Origin of the sequence: Aquiflexum sp. TKW24L (assembly GCF_023502205.1) — a bacterium.
In the GTDB taxonomy this organism is placed as follows: Bacteria; Bacteroidota; Bacteroidia; order Cytophagales; family Cyclobacteriaceae; genus Cognataquiflexum.
This window is the reverse complement of the sequence record NZ_JAMFLG010000043.1, coordinates 1-21,949: the sequence shown is the minus strand read 5'-3', so window position 1 is coordinate 21,949 and position 21,949 is coordinate 1. Positions and strand designations below refer to the sequence as shown.

General features: G+C 42.3%; 18 protein-coding genes and 1 pseudogene. 6 read left to right on the top strand and 13 right to left on the bottom strand.

The window, feature by feature from the left end; all coding sequences use genetic code 11:
• Positions 1–158: 158 nt before the first annotated feature.
• Positions 159–3,605 (top strand): ThuA domain-containing protein, encoded by a 3,447-nt coding sequence (locus M3O96_RS19370; RefSeq protein ID WP_249723390.1) that lies wholly within the window; start codon positions 159–161, stop codon positions 3,603–3,605.
• 256 nt (positions 3,606–3,861) lie between these two features.
• Here M3O96_RS19370 and M3O96_RS19365 read toward each other — a convergent pair whose 3' ends face one another.
• The 6 genes from M3O96_RS19365 to M3O96_RS19340 form a co-directional block, all read right to left on the bottom strand.
• Positions 3,862–4,614: an NIPSNAP family protein gene (locus tag M3O96_RS19365; RefSeq protein ID WP_249723387.1), complete on the bottom strand. Its 753-nt coding sequence runs from the start codon at positions 4,612–4,614 to the stop codon at positions 3,862–3,864.
• A 28-nt stretch (positions 4,615–4,642) separates the two neighbouring features.
• Positions 4,643–5,014, bottom strand: a complete 372-nt coding sequence (locus M3O96_RS19360; RefSeq protein WP_249723385.1) for a transmembrane 220 family protein — start codon at positions 5,012–5,014, stop codon at positions 4,643–4,645.
• 91 nt (positions 5,015–5,105) lie between these two features.
• Complete coding sequence (gene rhaM / locus M3O96_RS19355; RefSeq protein WP_249723383.1) at positions 5,106–5,429, bottom strand: L-rhamnose mutarotase; 324 nt, start codon at positions 5,427–5,429, stop codon at positions 5,106–5,108.
• An 82-nt stretch (positions 5,430–5,511) separates the two neighbouring features.
• Positions 5,512–6,072, bottom strand: coding sequence for a LutC/YkgG family protein (locus tag M3O96_RS19350; RefSeq protein ID WP_249723371.1), 561 nt, complete (start codon positions 6,070–6,072; stop codon positions 5,512–5,514).
• Positions 6,069–7,427: a lactate utilization protein B gene (locus M3O96_RS19345; protein WP_249723362.1), complete on the bottom strand. Its 1,359-nt coding sequence runs from the start codon at positions 7,425–7,427 to the stop codon at positions 6,069–6,071. Before M3O96_RS19345 ends, M3O96_RS19350 begins: the two co-directional genes overlap by 4 nt.
• Entirely contained in the window at positions 7,424–8,179 is a 756-nt protein-coding gene (locus M3O96_RS19340) for a (Fe-S)-binding protein (protein WP_249723361.1), read from the bottom strand. The genes M3O96_RS19345 and M3O96_RS19340 overlap by 4 nt, the downstream gene beginning before the upstream one ends.
• A gap of 693 nt (positions 8,180–8,872) precedes the next feature.
• Here M3O96_RS19340 and M3O96_RS19335 point away from each other — a divergent pair.
• Complete coding sequence (locus tag M3O96_RS19335; RefSeq protein WP_249723358.1) at positions 8,873–9,844, top strand: hypothetical protein; 972 nt, start codon at positions 8,873–8,875, stop codon at positions 9,842–9,844.
• A gap of 192 nt (positions 9,845–10,036) precedes the next feature.
• Here M3O96_RS19335 and M3O96_RS19330 read toward each other — a convergent pair whose 3' ends face one another.
• From M3O96_RS19330 to M3O96_RS19320, 3 genes are all read right to left on the bottom strand, one after another.
• On the bottom strand, positions 10,037–11,068 hold the full coding sequence (locus tag M3O96_RS19330; RefSeq protein WP_249723356.1) for a GntR family transcriptional regulator: 1,032 nt from the start codon (positions 11,066–11,068) through the stop codon (positions 10,037–10,039).
• A 476-nt stretch (positions 11,069–11,544) separates the two neighbouring features.
• Positions 11,545–13,665 carry a bifunctional rhamnulose-1-phosphate aldolase/short-chain dehydrogenase gene (locus tag M3O96_RS19325; RefSeq protein WP_249723353.1) on the bottom strand — a complete coding sequence of 707 codons (2,121 nt, stop codon included), beginning with the start codon at positions 13,663–13,665 and terminating at the stop codon, positions 11,545–11,547.
• 97 nt (positions 13,666–13,762) lie between these two features.
• Positions 13,763–15,121: an FGGY-family carbohydrate kinase gene (locus tag M3O96_RS19320; RefSeq protein ID WP_249723352.1), complete on the bottom strand. Its 1,359-nt coding sequence runs from the start codon at positions 15,119–15,121 to the stop codon at positions 13,763–13,765.
• A 355-nt stretch (positions 15,122–15,476) separates the two neighbouring features.
• Between M3O96_RS19320 and M3O96_RS19315 the strand changes: the two genes are divergently transcribed.
• The 4 genes and pseudogenes from M3O96_RS19315 to M3O96_RS22210 all read left to right on the top strand — a co-directional run.
• Positions 15,477–16,877, top strand: a complete 1,401-nt coding sequence (locus tag M3O96_RS19315; protein WP_249723342.1) for a purine-cytosine permease family protein — start codon at positions 15,477–15,479, stop codon at positions 16,875–16,877.
• Entirely contained in the window at positions 16,874–17,068 is a 195-nt protein-coding gene (locus tag M3O96_RS19310) for a hypothetical protein (protein ID WP_249723340.1), read from the top strand. The genes M3O96_RS19315 and M3O96_RS19310 overlap by 4 nt, the downstream gene beginning before the upstream one ends.
• Positions 17,052–18,332, top strand: a complete 1,281-nt coding sequence (locus M3O96_RS19305; RefSeq protein WP_249723338.1) for a sugar isomerase — start codon at positions 17,052–17,054, stop codon at positions 18,330–18,332. The genes M3O96_RS19310 and M3O96_RS19305 overlap by 17 nt, the downstream gene beginning before the upstream one ends.
• Positions 18,333–18,388: 56 nt before the next feature.
• Positions 18,389–18,586, top strand: a pseudogene (locus tag M3O96_RS22210) (DUF1016 N-terminal domain-containing protein); the annotation flags it as partial.
• Positions 18,587–18,823: 237 nt separating this feature from the next.
• On the opposite strand, the gene M3O96_RS19300 reads toward M3O96_RS22210, so the two are convergent.
• The 4 genes from M3O96_RS19300 to M3O96_RS19285 form a co-directional block, all read right to left on the bottom strand.
• Complete coding sequence (locus M3O96_RS19300; protein WP_249723336.1) at positions 18,824–20,215, bottom strand: nucleoside hydrolase-like domain-containing protein; 1,392 nt, start codon at positions 20,213–20,215, stop codon at positions 18,824–18,826.
• Between the two features lie 57 nt (positions 20,216–20,272).
• A complete protein-coding gene (locus M3O96_RS19295) occupies positions 20,273–20,998 on the bottom strand; it encodes a fibrobacter succinogenes major paralogous domain-containing protein (protein ID WP_249723335.1) in 726 nt (241 codons plus the stop codon).
• Between the two features lie 163 nt (positions 20,999–21,161).
• Positions 21,162–21,557 carry a hypothetical protein gene (locus M3O96_RS19290; protein WP_249723333.1) on the bottom strand — a complete coding sequence of 132 codons (396 nt, stop codon included), beginning with the start codon at positions 21,555–21,557 and terminating at the stop codon, positions 21,162–21,164.
• Positions 21,554–21,733, bottom strand: coding sequence for a type II toxin-antitoxin system HicA family toxin (locus tag M3O96_RS19285; RefSeq protein WP_249723332.1), 180 nt, complete (start codon positions 21,731–21,733; stop codon positions 21,554–21,556). Before M3O96_RS19285 ends, M3O96_RS19290 begins: the two co-directional genes overlap by 4 nt.
• Positions 21,734–21,949: the final 216 nt, after the last annotated feature.

Here is a 21,949-nt window from a genome sequence, read left to right as displayed (position 1 = left end):
ATAATGAAATTTTTGTAGGTCAATTTTATTAATTAATATTTGCTTTTGGTTCAATGAAAACAACCAATCTTACGGCCAAATGCCCACTTAAATGATTCAACCGCAAGCACATTGAGAATCTCTTTATATTTCCAAATAATTCCAAAATACAATAACCTATGTTAACCCTTAATTCCTTGAAAAGAAGTTTATTTCTTCTAGTAATGGTCTTGGTGGTTTTTTCTTCCTGCAATAAAAGAAGCGGAAAACCAAAAGTCCTAGTATTTAGTAAAACGGCAGGATTTTACCATGAATCCATTGTGGATGGAATCGCCGCTATCCAAAAGCTCGGTGCAGAAAACGAATTTGATGTGGATACCACCACCAATTCAGAGATGTTTACCGAGGAAAACCTGAAACAATATTCAGCAGTCATTTGGTTGAGTACGACCGGTGATGTGCTCAACCATTACCAAGAAGCAGACTTTGAGCGATACATCCAAGCAGGTGGAGGGTATGTAGGTATCCACGCAGCTGTGGATACAGAATACGAGTGGGGCTGGTACAATAGACTTGCTGGTGCATATTTTTCATATCACCCGGGAATTGGGGATCCACATCCAGGTGTTCAGGATGGTAAATTGAATGTCACAGACAGGAATCATTCTACCACCCGTTTTTTACCTGAGATTTGGAACAGAAGAGACGAATGGTATCATTTCCAAAAGCTGAACCCTGATGTCAATGTCTTGATGGATATCGATGAATCAAGCTACTTGCACACCAAACCGATGGGATTCCACCCGATGGCTTGGTACCACGAGTTTGATGGAGGAAGAGCCTTTTACACAGCAGGTGGTCATACCAAAGAATCGTTTACGGAAGAATTATACCTTCAGCACGTTTTGGAAGGAATCAAATATGCCATTGGAGAAAATAACGAACTTGATTTTTCGAAATCAAAGACCCAAAGGGTTCCTGAAGAAAACAGGTTTGAGAAAATCAACCTTGTCGTAGGGGAATTTACCGAACCTACGGAAATGACCATTTTGCCGAATCTTGACATCTTGATAGCCCAAAGAAGAGGGGAAATCATGCTGTACAAAAACGGTGATTCTACAGTAAGAGAAATTGCCAAATTGGATGTGTATTGGAAAGCAAATGTTCCGGGGGTGAATGCAGAAGAGGGAGTTATGGGGATTCAAAAGGATCCAAATTTTGACAAAAATGGATATATCTTCATTTTTTACAGCCCTACAGGCAAGGAGGTCAACCGTTTATCTAGGTTCAAATATACCGATGACAAACTAGACTTGGCCTCAGAGAAGATTGTATTGGAGTTCTATTCCCAAAGGGAAATTTGCTGCCATACCGGTGGTTCTATTGCTTTTGACAAGGACGGTTTGCTTTATGTGTCCGCGGGAGATAACTCTACACCATTTGACCAAAAAGACAGCAAATTTGTCAACAGAGGTTATGCGCCTTTGGACAACAGAGATGGTTTTGAGCAATATGATGCAAGAAGAAGCTCGGGAAATGCCAATGACCTGAGAGGAAAAATCATAAGGATCAAAGTAAATGAAGATGGTAGCTATGATATACCTGAAGGAAATCTTTATCCTAAAGGAACGGAAGGCACAAGACCTGAAATATATGTTCAGGGAAATAGAAATCCATACAGGATATCTGTGGATCAAAAAACTGGGTTCCTCTATTGGGGTGAAGTAGGTCCGGATGCTGCCAATGACAGCTTGGACACGAGAGGTCCAAGAGGATACGATGAAGTCAATCAGGCAAGAAAAGCGGGGAATTTTGGTTGGCCATATTTTGTAGGGAACAATTACCCTTACCGGGAATTTGACTACGCTACGGGAACTCCGGGAGCACCTTTTGATCCTGAAAAACCTACCAACAACTCAAAAAACAATACAGGCGCAAAAGTGGTAGCCCCTTTGTCCCCAGCTTTTATTTGGTATCCGTATGGTGTGTCTACTGAGTTTCCACAGCTCGGTACAGGAGGCAGAAATGCCATGGCAGGTCCTGTTTATTACACCGATATGTTTCCGGAGGAAACCAGATATCCTTCCTATTATGACGGAAAGTTTTTTATGTACGATTGGGTGAGGGGTTGGATCAAAGTGGTGACGATGTTGCCAAACGGTGACTTTGACAAAATGGAGCCCTTTATGTCCAAAATCAAGTTCAATGCCCTGATCGATATGGAAGTAGGTCCGGACGGAAAATTCTATGTGTTGGAATATGGAAATGGTTGGTTTACCAAAAATGCCGATTCAGGTCTTTCGAGAATCGACTTTAATTCCGGAAACAGAACACCTGTAGTCCAATCGATATCAGTCGATCAGAAATCAGGTTCAATTCCTTTCACGGCAACCTTTACAGTTGAGGCCAATGACCCTGAAAATGACCCCATGAGTTTTAATTGGGATCTTGGAAACGGCGAGACGGTGACTACTTCAGAGCCAAAGTTGACACATACCTTCAATACTGTTGGAGATTATGATGTGCAGGTATCAGTATCTGACCCGGGTAAGATGAGTGCAAAGAGTACGATTACATCTGTTTATGCAGGAAATATCGCACCGATAGTGAATATTGAAATAAAAGGTAATCAGACATTCTATTTCCCAGGCAAAAAGGTGGCGTATACAACTACAATCTCCGACCCTGATGACGCAGAAGCGGGCCAAGATCTATCTACCCTCTATTTGGCAGCAGACTATATCTCAGGATTGGATCAGGCAGAGGCGTCTAAAGGTCACCTTATCATGACCGATGCTATGACCGGAAAAAGCATCATCAGTTCGTTGACCTGTAAGACTTGCCACAAAGAAGATGAAGCCTCTATAGGCCCTTCTTATGTAGACGTTTCAAGAAAGTATAGAAGAAATCCTGAAGCTGCTACTGCATATCTGGTAAACAAAATCCAAAAAGGTGGAGGCGGTGTATGGGGTGAAACTGTAATGCCCGCAAATCCAAACTTGAAAAATGAGGACGCCAAAAAAGTGGTAGCTTATATCCTTTCGCTCGGACGCAGAGATGCTGTGGAGAAGCCATCGTTGCCTGCCACTGGATCTGTTGAACCAACAGCAGGAAAGCCACTCAGCGATAATGGTGTGTTTGTCCTTTCAGGAAGTTTTACCGACCGTGGAGGTGACGGCATCAAACCGTTGACCGGAAATAGTTCGGTAACACTCCGCAATCCAAAAATGGGAATGCATCAAGCTACAAATCTGGTTGAATTCTCTACCACGACTTATGAGGGAATGATCTTTATGATGATTCCTTCCAAGGAAGCATCCTTTTCATTCCAAGGAATTGATCTGACTGATGTTGCTTCTATCCAAGTAGTGGGAGGTGGTCAGGAGCCTGGAAAAGAAGGATTTGCGATTGAAGTCAGGTTGGATTCTCCAAGTGGACAGAAAATCGGGGAATCCAGATTCATCACTCTTGCCGGTGGACCCGGAGGAATAGCGGCAGGAATAGCCAACATTGCCATTGAGCCAATCACTGATGGCAAAAAGCATGATGTTTATTTTGTGACGAGACCTGCAGCGGCAGGTGAACCTATAGCGACAATACATTCAGCCGAATTCAAATCCAAGTAAAAGTCCAATATCGGAAGCATTAACTAGTACGCGTGATTTATAGCCAAAAGAAAAGCCCCAAGGAAATCTGTTGATTTTCTTGGGGCTTTCTTGATTTATTTACGGGATGCTACGGATGGTTCTCTTTCACCTAATCCTATATTCTCAAAAGCAATATCTATAAATATCAACAAGTATCCATCAATATCTTTTAGAATCGGTTTAGGTTTTTTATATCTAGAGATGAGTCGAGTTTAATTTATACCAGGAGACAACATTACTTCAAGGGAGAAAATGGCAGAGGCTTGAGATAAACTGAAGTTATCTTTTCAACTATTTTTCCGTTTTGTTCTGAAGCATCACGGACGACAATCCAAGAAGGATCTTTTCCGAATTGCTCAAAAGAGGCTTTACCCGCTTTCTCATTTTTATGCGCCAAAAGATAAACCAGTTTGGTTTGCACAGCAGGATCTTTTTCGACTGTATACCAATACATCACATTGATCATGCCATGCTTTTGGAATAATTCCCTCGTATAATCCCTGAATCTCGCGTGGATAGCATCCACTTTACCCGGCAACATGTAATATGTCCTCAATTCAAAAATCCTTTGGCCAATGTTATCATCCCGAACGATCTCCGGTGTAAGGTCAGGCGCATTTTCCATAAATACCTGATCCACTTTTGCGACTAATGGACCATTTGCTTCAGAGGCTTTGTGAGCGGCTTGCCACTCAGGGCTGTTGGCAAATTTATTCCACAGTACATCCCTTGAATCCTTGTCAGGATAAGCAAGGATAAAAGTCAAGGTGTTGTTGGTTTCGTCAGTGGGGATAAAATAGGCAATATTTTCAATTCCGTTTTTCTCAAACAACGTTAAAGTATGGTCTTGAAACCGTTTGATCAGGTCAGGTCTTTTTCCTTCATGGGCAGTGTAAGTCCGCATTTCAAAATACCGGTTATCCTGCGCCAATATCAAATTGGGCATCAGAAGAACTACTGCAAAAAAGATCAAGAATAATTTTTTCATTTTAAGGGGATTTAAGTAATAGTGTGAATCAATAATTTTTTTTCCAACCAATATAGGCAGAAACAGAAAGGACAATTGCCATAATCATCAGTCCAAATGTTTCCCTAGCTTCCTCTGATTGTTGGGTTTTCATAGTCAGGTCTTTGTTTTCAAGTTCGTAATTGACCCATTCGGATACAGAAGAAGGATAGAAATAAACAGCTCCGATGATACATGCTACAATTACTATTCCCAAAGGGATCAGGGGATGTTTTCCTTTGACGGCCATTGCTGAAAATAAGGCCGCAACCACATAAACAGACACCCAAATCTCAGGATCCGGATCGTTGATCTGCCAATATGCAAAAAGAAGGAACACGATGGTCCAGAAAATGAAGAAGTATTTTATGAAATTTTTCATGGTATGGTGGGTTTTGAATTCAATTTAGGAATTTAAAGTTTTCCTTTTAAAAACTTTTATAACCAAAGGGATATGTGAATGGATAGAAAAATCATAACCTGAACATTTCCTCTAAAGGAATACTTACAGGAGAATTGTCCTCATTGGTTATTGAGATATCGGCCATAAATTTCCACCATTTTTGTACCACAGGATGGTTGCCTAGTTCTTGGGAATTGCCCTTACCGGTTATTTTTTGAAAGGCAAATAGGGTCGATGTTTCTCTGTCCAAAAAAATGTAATATTCAGAAATCCCCGAATCCTCGAGTAGCATTTTCAGTTCAGGCCATATTTCGTCATGTCTCCGCATGTACTCTTCTTCCATGCCCGGAAGGATAGACATTTTGAAAGCAAAGGTGCGCAGTTCTGTTTTCATTCTGTTTAAATTCAAAGTAAAAGTCCAGCTAAAATCTTGACCAGATTTTGTCAAAACTTCGAGGTTTTGGAAATCTCAAAGGTTAAACCAATACCACCCTCAGACTCTTTGCGCCATGGGCGCCGATTACTAAGGATTGCTCAATGTCAGCCGTTTTTGATGGTCCAGCCAAAAAAAGGCCAAAACCTGATTCCTTTAAACCTATTCTACCATAAGCCTGATGCATATTGGCCACCAAATGGGCAGAATCCAACACGATCACCAAATGCTCAGTGATAAAAGGAAGAGCTCGCAAACCCATATCCTGATCTTCCAACCATATAGCACCGTTTTCTGCCACCCCAAATTGTCCCCGTATAATCGCAAGATTCAGGTTATCGAGGTGATGGGCATCTTCAGTGATTTTGATATTCGTGAGGGATGAAAAATCTTCAATATGAGAATAGACTTTTTCGAAAACTCCAGAATCCAATAAGCTTAAAAGTTCCTCTTTCGAAATGACTTCCCCTTTGTTGGCTTGTATGGAAGCTGTAAATCGAGCTTTCAAATCTCCCTCAAATTCAAATTCAGGGATAATTGGAAGCGCTTTCGGTTCCAAAGGAACAGCCTTGATTTTGGACAATATCAGATCCCTGCAGCTCATTTGCGGTTTTTTTTGTACCAGTCCTTGAATGATTCTTTGGGCAACTCGGGCAAGTCCCGTTGCTTTCCCCAAGTATTCAAACCTGAATAGGTGATGCTGTCAGGCAGGATTTTCAATGCACCGCGCATCATATTTCCACTCAGGTTGTAGGCAAATGGAACAGCGAAAACCCCGTTAGCAATCTTCATCGCCAAGCTTTTTGTCCTGTCAGGCAGTGCTTTGGTGATTTCCTGCCGCCACTCATAGAGTTGCTCGTGGATGTTGATCTTGACCGGACAGACATCGGTGCAGCTGCCACAAAGGGTGGATGCGAAAGGCAAAGAACTGTGTTTTTGTAAATCGATGCCTGGTGACAAAATCGATCCTATAGGTCCGGGAACCGTGCTTTCGTAGCTGAATCCCCCGCTTCTTCTATAGATCGGGCAGGTATTCATACATGCCCCACAGCGGATACATTTGAGGGAATTTTTGAATTTTGGCCTTGCCAATTGGGCGGTCCGGCCATTGTCGACCAAGACGATATGGATTTCTTTCCCAGGAGATGGACTTCTGAAATGAGAATTGTAATTGGTAACGCTCTGTCCTGTCGCAGACCTCGCAAGCAGGCGGAGGAATACTCCCAAATGTGCCCGCTTCGGAATGATTTTTTCTATTCCCATACAGGCGATGTGCACATCTGCGAGGTGGACACCCATGTCGGCATTGCCCTCATTGGTGCAAACCACAAACTCTCCCGTTTCGGCAACTCCGAAATTCACTCCTGTGATAGCGACTTTTGCGGACAGGAATTTTTCTCTCAAATGGATTCTTGCCGCTTGGGTGAGGTAATCCGGATCTTCGTTTCCTTTTTCGGTATGAAGTTTTTCGTGAAAAATCTCAGAAATATCTCTTTTCTTCAAATGGATTGCCGGCAATACAATATGGCTGGGAGCTTGGTTGAGGAACTGCACGATGCGCTCGCCCAGATCGGTATCCACGACTTCAATACCATTTTTTTCCAGATAGGGATTCAGATGACATTCTTCTGTCAGGATGGATTTACTTTTGACGATGGCATTGCAGCGCTTTTCCTTCAAGATTCCAAGGACAATCTCGTTATGTTCTTCTGCATCTTTTGCCCAATGGACGTGGATGTTGTTTGCTTTGGCATTCTTCTCAAATTCTTCCAAATACACACCCAAATTTGCCAAGACATTGTCTTTGATCTGTGAGGCAAGGTCCCGGAGATTTTCCCATTCAGGGACGGATTTACTGATTTTATCCCGCTTGTCCCGGACAAACCACAGGGTTTCATCGTGCCACTTGGACTTGGCCTGATCCTGCAAAAATTCAGCTGCCTGTATGGGATGACTCATGAGATGGCTTCGTTTAGGATTTCGGCAATATGCTTGAATTGGATCGGATTTCCGTTTCGCTTGGCGATTCCCTGCAAATGCATGATGCAGGACATGTCGCCTCCGGTTAGGATTTCAACATTTTGTGCTTGGTGATCGGCCAACCTGTCTTTGCCCATCTGGATGGAAAGGGCTTCTTCACTCACCGCAAATGTGCCTCCAAAACCACAGCATTCATCTTTCCTTTCCAATTCAACCCATTCCAATCCTTCCAGATTAACCATCAATTGCTTCGCTTTGTTGAAAGGAGTTTGGTGTAATTCACTTGAAGCCGAAAGCCTCAAACCCCTTTGTCCATGACAGGAAGCATGGTAGCCGACTCTATGGGGAAAGTTGCCTTTTATGTTTTCGATTTTCAATATATCAGTCATAAATTCCGTCAGTTCAAAAATCTTATCATGGATTTCGGATTGCTCTTTTTCCAAACCTTCGATGACAGGCGCATGTTCTTTGACGTGGAGGACACAGCTACCTGATGGCGCGACGACGTAATCAAAGTCTTTGAAAATCCTGATAAAATGCTTGGTAGTCGCTACCGTATCCCGTTCATACCCTGCATTGGCCATGGGCTGTCCGCAGCAGGTTTGACCCATGGGATAAGTGACCTGACAACCCAATTTCTCCAGCAATTCCAAAGTCGCAATCGCCACCTTGGGATAAAACTGATCGACGTAGCAGGGGATGAAGAGGCCTATATTTTTTGTGAAATTCATTGTTTGGTGAATTCGGGAATATTGAGAAGATATTAATTGATACTGGATATTTGTGGATACTAGTCTCTTGATCTAAGGCAAAATTAGAATTTTACAGAATGCAAATTCCTACCTCTACAATATCCAAAAATATCAACAAGTATCCACCAATATCTTTATTTTCTCAATTTCAAAAAGTATGGGGAATGAAATATCCTGTAGTGTAGGGTTTTGAGAAAAACCATTGGTTTTGAAAATGCCTTTTTCGCCTAATCGAATTAATATGCCTGATTTTTCGATTGCGATCTAAATATTAGGCCTAAAATTTAGATTACAATCGGGAAATTCAGCCTATTGGTATTTGTGGTTATTTGAAATTCTTTGGATAATTTTTTTGAAGCCTTGATTAGGTTGATTTATTCATTTTGATGTATAGAATTTATTTTTTAGGTTTAATAGTCGTCATTTTCCAAAAAAATAAGTGTGATGATTTGTTTCAGGTTTTAAAAAATTGATTCTATGCGGTTTCTGGCCTTCTTTATTTTGTTCATTTTATTTTTTTCCTGCACTTCGAAAAAAGAGAATTCTGAAGTTATTGAAACTGGTTCAGTTCAAAGATCAATCTCTTTGGTAAAGCTGGATAGTATTCAAATTGATTACATAGGCAATCCCACGGTACATGATATTGACCCCAAATCCGGAACGATTCTGTTTATGGATCATAAAGAATTTTCAGAAGATATTTTTATTGCTGACTTTGAGGGTAAAATCCTTTCATCTTTCACAAAATTTGGGGATGTGCCTGATACGTATGGAGCCTTAATGAGTACAATTAAAATTATTGGATCTGATTCTTTTTTAGTTTATGGCTATAAAGGTTTTTTTACTTATGATTTCAGTGGGAAGTTATTGTCTTTAGTAAAATACGATGATTTTCAGGTCCCCAACGAACGTATGACTGCAATGGGATTTGGTATGGAAAATTTAACAGATAAGCTCCTTTACCTTAATTTTGAGCCGAGGCCTTCGGAAGTCCATCAATATAAAGACCTTAAATTGTTATCAATAATTGACCCCGTAGGTGGAAAAAGAAATGCAATCATCGGGTTTCCGGAGAACAGTGTTTTTTTAAATGGCAACTATTTCTTTTCTCCCACATGGTTTCCTGTTTTTACCGTTGATAAAGAGCATATTTATGTATCATTTGGTTCTGAGCCAGTCATTTATGTTTATGAAGCAAAAGAGCCTTATTCTCTAAAATCCTCCATTCAACTTAATCTTCGAGATTACAATTATTCTAAAGGAACAGAAGATCCAAACGATATCAGGTTTATAACAATGCTTTTTTCATCTGGTAGGGTTGACAATATCAAAAAGATTGATGGAGTATTTGTAGTTGCCTATTTTCAGGGATATAATGATACTGATACCAAAACCAATTTTGAAAACAAATCTCCAGTAGAAGCATCGATTTTTAGAGAAAAGATGATGGAAAAGTATCCAAAAAGAATTGCCATCCTAGACTCACTTGGAAATGTGATCAATGATTTTGTTCCGGATGGCCTGGAACCTAGAAGTATGCTGCTCCGAAACGGAGAACTTTGGATGATGGGAAAACCTGATGAGGAAGAAGAGCAGGATTATTTCAGGCTGTTCAGGGTTGGGCTGAAAATTGAGGGATATTGAAGGGGGCCTTATTAGCTATGGGATTTACAAAGTCACAAAATAAAGACACAGCCGGAACTTGGTTTTAAGCTCGGTTTACCATTCAATCTTATGATTGATGGATAGGAGTTCGATACTTCCCACTTCCGACTTCCAACAGGTTAAGAAAGAAAATTAAATACTTGGTAAAATTTCAGTTAACCACTGTTCTCCTCACAACGTCTTCCTCACCGTCATCTTAAATGGATTTTTAGAGACTTTTTCAGCGGTTTTTCCCAAAATCAGTTCTGCAATCCTTTTCCCCATATGCTCAAAATCCGTGGAAATGGTCGTGATGCCATCCGCCAAAATCTCTTTTAGCGGCGTGTCATTGTACGAAATCAATCCCACTGCTTTTCCCAATTCCAAACCTTGTTCCCGGCTTTTCTTCACGACATTCACCAGATCCGTTTCCGCCAATGTGATATAGACATCGCCTTCGTACAGTGGTTCGGCGTCGATACCGTCAAGGATTATATTGTCAAAATTGTAGTAAAAGCAGAATTTCTTAAAGCCATCCACTATCTCCGGCGGATACATCAGTCCCCGCGGATAGACGAGTTTGAGTTTTTGGTATTTTTTCAAATGCTCGATCCCATCTTCCAAGGCATGGAAAATATCCTTTTCAAAATCCTGATATACACCCGGAAATTCATTTTCGTGGCCTTTGACCGCACGGTCCATGATCAGCAGTTTGTTTTCCGGAAACTGCCGAGCAATGTCATAGGAATCCATCAGGTGGGATTCTTCATCATAAAAATGAGGCGCAAGCACGTAGTAGTGGTATTTTCCCATGTTTCTTTCGAGCAATTCCTGCACCATCGACTTGTTGTAATGATGCACATGGATGTCCACGGTGGCTTTTTCGCCGAGGGTTTCCAATACCGAATAGTAGATGATTTTCTTGTAGGAGCTGAGTTTGTTGAATAGGAGCAGGACTTTGAGTTTGTTGGAAATATTGGTCGAACTCACATAAAAACCTTTTCCTTTGACCGAGGTAATGATGCCCCGGTCTTTGAGTTCATTGTACGCTTTTTCGACTGTATCCCTCGAAAGCAAGAAATCAAAGCTCATCTCGTTGATCGAAGAGATGCGCTCTCCGATCTTCAGCCTGCCGCTTTCGATATCTTCCAAAATCAGGTTGACTACCTGCTGGTACTTCGGGGTTTTGGACCCGTTGTTGATTTTGTCCATTTTGTCGAACATCGTCTTTTTGGGGTTAATGTGAATTCATTTCAGAATCTTTGCAAATGGCTCATTATCCTAATTCAGACTGGACGGAAGACGGAAGTCGGAAGACGGAAGTACCGTAGAATTCAGTCTTCTGCCAAGAATTTTAATGATTATCATTTTACTTTTAACATAGCTAAATAAATATGTTGGTGCACATCTCTAACCAATTCCGAAATTTTCAATCTTAAATCTGCCTCCATATGTTCACGGTGGGGAGGAAAGTACCTGAAATTTCGGGAGGCCAATGCAGGCCTTGTCCAGCTAAAAAGGATTCCGCCGTCTATTCCTTAAGTTTTCGGGATTAATAATTTTGTGCCGGATACAATGCTTAAATCTTGCTTTAACATTTTCTTGTCCGGTTTTTCTGTCTTCCGTCTTCTGTCTTCCGTCCCATTTGAAAAAGAAAACAATCATTACCCGCAAATCAGCACTTCACCCTCCAAATCCGACTACCTCGGAAAAGAAGCTGCAAATCCGCCGTCTACATTCAGCATATTTCCTGTGGTTTTGTTGAGCATGCCACTCACAAAGACAAAGGCCGCCATGGCAATGTCCTCTGTCCTCACTTCTTCCTTCAAAAGTGTCCTGCTTGCATAGAATTTTGGCAAATCCTCTAAAGGTACGCCGTAGGCTTTTGACCTGTCTTCTGCCCAACCACTCTGCCAAATCGAGGAATTTTCGATCACCGCATCGGGATTGATGGAATTGACGCGGATTTTGTAATCACCCAATTCGGCTGCCATCAATCTGGTAAGGTGGAGTTGGGCGGCTTTGGCAGAACCGTAACCTGCGTTTTTTGGACCGGCCACCAATCCGTTTTTGCTGACAATGTTGACGATATCTCCGCCTTTGTTTTGTTTTTTCAGCACATCAAAAGCCATTTGGGAGACGATGAATTGGCCTTTGACCAAGATGTCATACAACCTGTCCCACTCCTCCAAGGAATGCTCTTCCAACGAACGGCTGATGCTGATGCCGGCATTGTTCACCACAATATCCAATCCGCCATAGTTGAGGCAGATTTCCCGGATACATGCTTTCAAGGTTTCAGGCTTGGTCACATCTAGGTACACCCCGATGACATTGTCCTTGGTAAATTTTTTCTCAAACTCAGCCAAAGAAGCAGCGAGTTTGGTATTGTCTATATCAGTCAAAACGACACAGGCGCCTTCTTTCGCATATTTTTCAGCGATTGCTTTTCCGATACCTCCGGCACTTCCGGTGACAAAGGCCACTTTTCTTGACAGGGGTTTTTCGGCAGGCATCCTTTGGAGTTTGGCTTCCTCGAGCAACCAATACTCAATATTGAACGCTTCCTGCAAAGGCAGCGACACATACGTTGATATCGCCTCAGCACCTTTCATGACGTTGATGGCATTGATATAAAACTCCGCCGCAACCCGTGCGGTCTGTTTGTTTTTGGCAAAAGTAAACATCCCGATTCCCGGCCAAATGATGACTACAGGATTGGCATCCCGAATGCCGGGACTGTTTGGATGCTTGTGGTCTTGGTAGTATTTGGCATAATTGGCCCGATATCCTTCAAATTGGCTGTTCAGTTTTTCAAGCAGACCTTGATTGGTCAAGTCCTCTTCCGGTGCCAAATTCAAAACCAAAGGGCAGATTTTGGTGCGGAGAAAATGATCCGGGCAGCTTGTACCCATCGCCGCAAGCGGCTCGACATCCTCGCTGTTGATGAATTCCATCACAGCAGGGGCATCTGTGAAATGTCCGACCATCAGGCCTTCCGAAGAACAAAGACCACGAAGTGTAGGAGCAAGTTTGGCCGCCTGATCCCTTCTTTGGGTTTCGTCCAAGGAAGTTGTGGTCTTGGTTCCACCAAAAACCGGCCTGTCTTTTCCATAATTTGCGTGGAGGTATTGACTGCAGATTTCTATGACTTCAAGGCTGTTGATATAGGATTCGTAGCTTGTTTCTCCCCACGTAAAAAGTCCATGCTGACCGAGGACAATGCCCCGGAGGTTTGGGTTTTTGGTGATGGCTTCTTCGAGTTTCAGGCCAAGGTCAAAACCCGGTCTTTGCCAGGGAACCCAAGCGATGCTTCCGCCAAATAAGTCCTGAATGATTTTTTCACCATCCTTTGCGGCCGCGATAGCGATCAGTGCATCCGGATGCAAATGGTCGATATGGGTATATGGCAAAAATGAATGTAAGGGCGTATCAATGGAAGGCGCTTTGGAATTCAGGTCGTAGATGCAGTGGTTGAAAAGCTCCACCATTTCATCTTCGAATTCCAGGCCTCGGTATATTTTTTTCAGGGAATGGAGTCTATCGAGGTACAGGCCAGCCAAGCCGCTTTTGGTCAAAGTTCCGATATCACCGCCGGAACCTTTCACCCACATCACAGGGACGTCATTGCCGGTCAGCGGGTCTTTTTCAATGGTTTTGCAACTTGTATTTCCACCTCCATAGTTGGTGATTCTCAGGTCAGCGCCCAATATATTGGACCTGTAGATGAGCATGGCCACTTCATCGTGCTTCAGTTGGTCTGCTTTGGCATCATCCCAGAGGTAGCTGACGTGCTCATATTTCTTGCTGTTGTTTCCCATTTTTGTTTCAATTTTGATAGGTTAAAATTGACGGTTTGGTACTGTTAATGTGTCCTGTACTATCTTGGAATTTGTCTCTAAGGTAGGAAGAATGGCGCTATAAGCCGGTTTCAAATTCCCTAATTCGGAGAATATCCTGTTTCAATTTGCTTTGGTCCAGAGCGAGCAAAGCCCCCAATGCAGATGCCCTTGACTGACTGCTGAGGTAGATTTTTTTGTTTGGATAAAGGAGCTGCAGGAAAGCCAAAAACGTTTTGTTCTTGGTAAATCCGCCGGTGAGGATGATATCCGAGACATTATTTTTATCCAGAACCAGATCCGTGCTGCATTGCTGCCATTTGGCCAGATCGAGCATGAGTTGCAGGCAGGCTTCTTCGGCATTTGTAAATTCATCTAAAGGATTTTCACGTCCTTCCCAATTCACTTTTGGTCCGGAACCTTGGAAGCTAATAGGATGGAAGACGTTTTTTTTGCTTTCTTCGAAAAGAGATTTGATCCGTTTTTGGGAGAACTCCAGTTTTTGTAGCCTTTCGACAGTATCTCCAAAATGAGAAGCAATCCTGTTGATTTGTACTTCATATTCCTTTCCAAGGAAAATCCGCGCTCCTTTTACTTTCCTTCCGTCAGGCTGCAAGAAACTCAGACAGTCGCTTTCTAATTCTTCAGCAGTCAAAGTTTGCTGATCAAAAGGATTCAGCGAAATGCTCCAGGTTCCTGTTGAAATCAGGATAAAAGGCCGATCCATCAAACGGATGTACGGAAGCAAAGCCGCCGAACTGTCATGCATCCCAAATCCGATTTTTACATTTTGGCCAAAGAGATTTTTGTCAACTCCGGTTTCCGTGGGAAATGGAGGAAGGATGTATTCAATCCGGGATTTTTTAACCCAATGGGCAAAATCCTTTTCTTCAAAATCCCAAAAACAGGTGTGGCAACCTACTCCAGTATAGTCATTCCATTTTTCTCCGGTCAAAAGAAAAGAAAAGTACTGGGGAAGGTGGAAACTGAAACGGATATTTTTGAAGAGTTCTGGTTTTTCATGCTTCAGCCAATAAAGCTGAAATCCGCTGTTGAGCATCCTCAAAGCTGGGCTTGCGGTTTTTTGGAGGAGATTTTCTTCTTCCGCCAAGAACTTTTCCCAAAGGGATTCAGGAATAGGTTTCAGGTAATTGTAGAAAGGCGTACAGACTTTCCCTTCTTCATCCACATGTACCAAACTGGCTCCATAAGCCGAAATGTTGATTCCGATGACCTGGTATTTTGGATTTTTAAGGAAATTTTCAGTCACATCCATAACCCAATCACTGACCTTCATCAGGTCATCGCAGGGAAAACCATCATCGTCTTGGATCTCTGCCACGTGCATGCTGGACTCTTCGAGGATCTCAAAGTCCGGGTTGTAGAGGATCGCTTTCTTGTTGGTTTTCCCAATATCAAAGATCAGATAGGCTTCCATAATATTTCCGTCAGGGATAATTCTAACCCATGGAAAGCGGATCCAACAGGTTATTTTGAGTTTGAGGTTTTGATTAAATCAATATGTATTTTCGCAATGATGCCAATGAAATGGTAAATCTATAATTCTTGGCAGAAGTCTGAAATGTCCGGTTCTTCTGTCTTCCGTCATGTCTGAATTAGAATCTTGGCATACTTGCAAAGAAGTTGATAACCATTTAATTTCCCCCAAGATGGTAATAAAAGCAGGTTTTTTAAATTCAATTTATTCAAAATTTTGCATTTTTGTTTGGTAGGGACAGTGCAGGATAGCGACTGAATTTTAATTCTTTTACTTACTAGATTAACCCGATCTTATGAGCCCACCAACCCAAAATACTGGCCCGGTAGTCAATGAATACGAGCGCGAACCTGTTCCCGCTTCCGCGCAGAAAGGTTGGCGGAGTTTCCTTGGAATGTATGCCGGAGAACATACCGCAGGAACGGAATTTGTCATTGGGCCGCTCTTTGTCGCTCACGGGGTCGGTGCCTTTGATTTTTTTGCAGGATTGATTTTGGGAAATATTCTGGCAGTATTGAGTTGGGGACTGATGACTGCGCCGATAGCCACTTCCAAAAGGATGACGCTGTATTACCAATTGGAGCGGATCTGTGGGTACAAGATGGTATCGATCTACAATGTGGTGAATGCGCTGATGTTTTGCTTCTTGGCAGGATCGATGATTGCAGTGTCAGCGACAGCCGTCGGCATTCCTTTTAACCTGACCATGCCAACGCTGACTTCATGGCTCCCGACTTCAGTGGGATGGGTACTGGCAGTGTTGGTGATCGGATTCGTGACCACTTTGGTGGCAATCAAAGGATATAATCAGGTGGCAAGATTTGCGAATGTGGCGGCACCTTGGATGATTTTGATATTTATTGCAGCGGCTTTGGCGATTTTGCCGGAGCTTGGAGTTACCCGTTTTTCAGAGTTTTGGGCAGTCGCCAATAAAGTGATCTGGACAGGAATTCCTTTAGAAGGCGTGAGCAAGTTTTCCTTTTGGCATGTGCTGTTCTTCGCCTGGTTTTGCAATATGGCGATGCACATCGGAATGTCTGACCTGACGATTCTCCGCTATGCAAAATCCTGGAAATATGGATTTCTTTCATTTTCAGGGATGTTTATCGGGCATTTCATTGCATGGATTTCTTCTGGAATTCTATATGCAGCATTTCTTCAAAGCAGCAATTTTTCCACTGAATTTGCACCCGGACCGATAGCTTATGGTGCTGCAGGAGTGGCGGGTGCTGTGTGCGTGGTAGTCGCTGGTTGGTCGACAGCCAATCCTACGATTTATCGTGCAGGACTGGCCTTGCAGGGTGTTTTTCCAAAAATGAAAACCTGGAAAGTGACCGCTTGGGTCGGTGCAGTGACAAGTATCGCGGCATGCTTTCCGGCTTTGGTGATGAAGCTCTTGGACTTTGTAGCCTTGTATGGCTTGGTATTGATGCCGATGGGAGCGGTGATATTTGCGGATTTTTACCTTTCTCCGAGGTTTGGGGTTACGCAGGAAATGGCTTATCATCGGAGCATCTCTTTTTCCAATGCCACTTTTTTTACCTGGCTGATTACTTTGGGAATCTGTCTGGGTTTGAATTTGGGTTTCGGAATCGACATTTTCTTCTTGGGATTACCGGGATGGTTTATCGCCGTCTTCACATTTTTGATTTTATCCAAAACATTATATCCAAAAGGAAAGGAGGCGTTCGTATGAAAATCCTATTGATCATCATTTCTTACATCGGTTTGGCCTTGTCTATCATACCATCGGTTTTGGTATTTTTGGGTAAAATTGACATGCCGACCAATACGACCCTGATGGCGGTCGGGATGGTGTTGTGGTTTGGCACTGCGCCTTTTTGGATCAACAGTAAAACGGACAAAGACAATGCATCTGACAACTGAAAATATACAGGAATCGAATTCCAAATATGTAGCCCTTCATCAGAAGTCCTTTGCTGCTTTGTCTTCGCAATTGGAGGATGGAGGGTTCTCGGTAGAGAAAATACTTTTTAAAATCCGCAGTTTTCAGATCGCTGTCCCTAGTTGGGCCTTGGGTGCAGGAGGAACAAGATTCGGGAGATTTGGAATCGGGGGAGAGCCGAGGTCTTTGGAAGAGAAAATCGAAGATATCGGCCTTTTGGCCAAACTCACCAAAAGTACAGATGCTGTTTCTCTGCATATTCCATGGGACATTCCATCGGATTATGCAGCAATCATACAGCTTGGCAAAAGCCACAACATCGGTTTTGATGCGGTCAACTCCAACACCTTTCAGGATTACGGTCAGGAGAAAAGCTACAAATTCGGTTCTCTGAGTCATAATGATTCAAAAATCAGAGAACAAGCTATTGCCCACAACAGGCAAGTGATAGAAGTTGGGGAAAAATTGGGAAGCAAAGGATTGACTGTTTGGCTGGCGGATGGAAGTAATTTTCCCGGTCAGCAAAGTTTCCGCAGGGCTTTGGACAATACCTTTGATTCCCTGCAAAAAATATATGCGGCGATGCCCGAAGACTGGAAACTGCTGTTGGAGTACAAGCCTTACGAACCGAATTTTTATAGCACTGTGATTCCTGATTGGGGTACCTCGCATTTGCTGTGTAGGCAATTGGGAGACCGCGCCAAAGTCCTTGTGGATCTTGGACACCACCTTCCCAATACCAATATCGAGCAGATTGTGGGGATTTTATTGGGGCAAAATCAGTTGGCAGGATTTCATTTCAACGATTCGAAGTTTGGGGACGATGACCTGACCACGGGCAGTATCAAACCTTATCAGTTGTTTTTGATTTTCCTTGAACTTGTGTCAGGCGCAGAAGACGGTTGTCAGACTTGGGAAAGTATCTCTTGGATGATCGATGCGAGCCACAATACCAAAGATCCCTTGGAGGACCTGATGCAGGCTTTGGAAGCGATCAAGATTGCCTATGCCAAATCCTTATTGGTGGATCGGGCGAAACTGACCGAACATCAACTCAATGGCGATTTGGTGATGGCACAGGAAATCCTGCAAAAAGCCTTCTTGACAGATGTGAGGCCATTATTGAAAGAAGCCCGGATGCAGTCAGGCGGGGCTTTGGAACCCATTTCCATTTACAGACAATATGAAATTCGAAAGCAGCTGATCCAAAAAAGGGGAGAGAATACGAGGGCGACGGGGTTGTAAAATCTGAATTTGGGAAAGGGTTTTCTTATTCCAATCTTCACAATTTCAGACAGTTTTACCTCACTTATCCCGATAAGGAGATTTGCTACGCACTGTGTAGCAAATTGACTTGGACACATAACCGATTGATAATTAGAGTTGAAAACGAATATGCAAGAAATTATTATTTGAAAGAAGCGGCAGAGCAAAATTGGAGTGTTTGGGTTTTAGAGCGCAATATCAATTCTTCGTACTATAAACGATTGCTTTCTTAGAGAAATTGTCTACACAGTGTGTAGATAATTGAGTTGGTCGAATAATCGGTTGATAATTTTTCCCTCTGCCCAAGTCAGAATTTTCACTGATTCATTTAAAATTTGGTTCGGCATTGCCGAACCAATTGCTAAATAATACTTCTGAATTCAGTTCGGCACTGCCGAACCAATTACCCGAAAATTTTGCTGAGTTCTTTTTTTCCGTCAGCTTTACCCACCACCTTGTTTTTCAAATCTTCAACTTGAAAATACAATCCTTCTATAACTCGTCAGGGGAATATATCCGGAATCTTTGACCTCCAAAATCAGATTGAGTTCTTTGCCCGGGAAATCCTCAGGAATAGTAAATTCAATTTTTGCTGCGCCGGAATCCCCGATTTGCAAATCACCCGGATAGGTTCCTGCTTCGGGGTACACATCCCATTTGAATGAAATGGGATCTTCATCTGGATCGGATGAACAAGAGGCATCGAGTTGGATTTTTTCTCCGGCTTTGACTTTTTTGTAGACAATGGAATTTCCAGAATCCCCATCCAAGCAGGCAATTGGCTCGTGGTTAATCTCATTGGGTTCTTTCACTGACCAATCTAATCTTGCAAAAAAGCTGTTGGTAGCAGGTTCAATCCATCTGGTAAGTCCTTCTTTTCCCAATCCGCAGGTGTAGAAATAGTTTTTGCCATAACTCTCATCCATGGGAATGAATTTTCCTCCCCAAGAACCCATCGTCGGGTCCAACGGGTCATTCAATCCCAAATAAGCGGAAATCAAATATAGAAATGAAGGGGTATCGCCCTCGCCGCCACCGTCATAAATATTTGACATCTTTCCATGGCCATTGACTTCTTTGTAGTTGACCGCCTTGAGGTAATCCCAAAAATGGCCATCGTCATAAATGAATGTACCCACTTGCGCCCGCTTACCTTGATACCCTTCCTCTTTTTGGTAGGTGTTGAGGTCAATGCAATTTTGCTCCTGAAGTTTTGCTAGGTCCACAAAATAATCCGATGTGATGTCTTGAAGCAGGATTCCATAAATGAAGATTTTGCCCAATAATTTCTCGAATTTTTCCTCTCCAAATTTCTGATTGTACCTGTAAAGCGCCTGAACCAAGGTGATTGGGCCTCCCCAAAGTTGGACATAAATAGGCCGGTCGTCTTCTTTTTCGAATACTTCCATGAGGTATTCACTGCCTTCGGAGTCCTTGGATTCGCCATTGGGATTGATGCCCTCGCCTATGTAATCGTGAAATCTCTGTCCTTCCTGAAGGAAATTGATGACCAAAGCGCCACGTCCTTTTTTGGTTTTGGAAAGCAGTTCTTCATAGGAAGGGAAATCAAGAGCATGTTTTTTCAATTGCGGCAATTCATCCCGGTACGCAGCGAGGATGTTCATGCCTTTCTCCCAAGGTTCTGGAGCATCAAAATCATAATCCGGCAATTGCTGGGTGATGACCATGCCATCGATATCGAAAACCTCAGGGTAATACAGCATCCGGATCAAAGAATTCCCATCATCATGGGTCATGTCTGTCATGATCACGACCCTGTATTTTTCCCGTTTTTCCTCAGAAGAATTACAACCGATTAAAAGTAAGCCAAATAAAAAGAGGATAGGTTTGATGGGTTTCATGATTTTGAGGGTTAGAATTGAGCTGATGTTTGTTGAAAAAGCGGTTATTACTAGAGATTAATCCGTGACGCACCTCACGCACAATCCGGAGTTTTTCAACATGACATTTCTATTGATAATGTCCCGGTAATAGGAGAGGTGTCTTTTCCAGGCAAATTCTTCGCTTTCTGAACTTGACGACCACCAATAAGAGAATTGCTTTTGAAATTGGAATGTACCTGAATTGGTTCTGTACCCTGTCGGAAATGCGGAAAATCCTGTTTCATTCGAATAATATTCCCGGTCTACCTGCCACACTCCTTTTTCGGTGGTTTTTAATTTTCCATCTATTTTTAGGGTCCAACCCCTTGCGCCAATCGTCTGAATCAGGTTTTCGTCTAAACCGATAGCCTTTTCCAATTCCATCCATTCAGCGTCAGAAGGAACGTGCCAACCTTGTGGGCAGAGTTTACCCGAATTGACCGCATACCAATTGTAAAGCACATTATTGTTTGGAGATTCGGTATTTGGATAGGTGCTGAGTGCAGCTTGCTTGGTGGCGAGCCATTCTTCTGCATTTGGGATTTCGGGAATCAATGTTCCATCCAGATATCTTGTGGTACGGAGGTTTTCTGCCATCCAGATTTGGGTTCCAATTTGGATGGTTTGATAGGTGTTTCCCTCAATGTCTTTGACCGTTCCAGATTGGGAAAATGAGGACTGTATGGAAAGAAAAACAAAAGAAAGCACCATCAGAAAATTGATTTTCCTTTGAAAGGCCTTTCCTAGATAAATATTTACCATGAGTTTGATTTTTGGATATCAACTCAATTTATAAAAATGATTTGAAATCATTGCCGATTTTCTCTAAAAACCGATTTCCTCTGCCCAAGGCAGTGTCTCCACTGACTTTTCAATGAGCAATTACAGTGTTGTCAAATTGTAAATTTCAGGAGAGTTTAATTTGTCAAGAAATCAAAAACCTCACTTCACTCAATTCCTTTCCAATCTGATGCACACCTTCAAGGATTCTTTTGGTTTGGCTTGCTGATGGCTTTTTGATTCCCTTGATGTATTGGGCTAATAAACTTTGGTTCATTCCAATTCTTTCTGATAAAGCTTTGGCATTGATCACCTTGTAGAAATCAAAAAAACTCTCCAAATCGAATTCAAATTTTATATCTCCTATTTCATAAATAAAATCTTCCTCTTCAAATGACAGGTTGACCACATCCAATACCATTTCCTTTAATTCATCAAAGGTATCACCTTGAGTAGCAATTAATTTTTCTCCAACTTGGGCAAAGGCGCTATAACCCAAATCTTCTTTGATTACTTTTATATTTATTTTTGGCTTTTTCATCCCTTTTTTGTTTCTATTTTGGCCTGCTTAAGAATTGCATTCAACAATCCTTTCTTCACTTCTTTGGAAGCATGAAAAGGAACAGGAATAGTCCCATCCTTGGAAGGATGTTTCATTATCACATGACTGCCTGATTGTCGGATTTCATACCACCCGTCCTTTTTGAGAAGTCTCATGAGCTCACTACTTTTCATCTCTGCAAAAGTAATAAAAATATTACTTCATAATGAGGATTTAATTTGAGAGTTGTCAGTGGAGACACTGACAACGGCAATAAAAGCGAAATCTCAATTACCAAAAACCGATTTCAAAATCAAATCCTGGATTTCGATCGCAGAGAGTTTTTCTTATAATTCTTCGCTGCCCAAGTCGGTGTCTCCAAACTCTGTGCC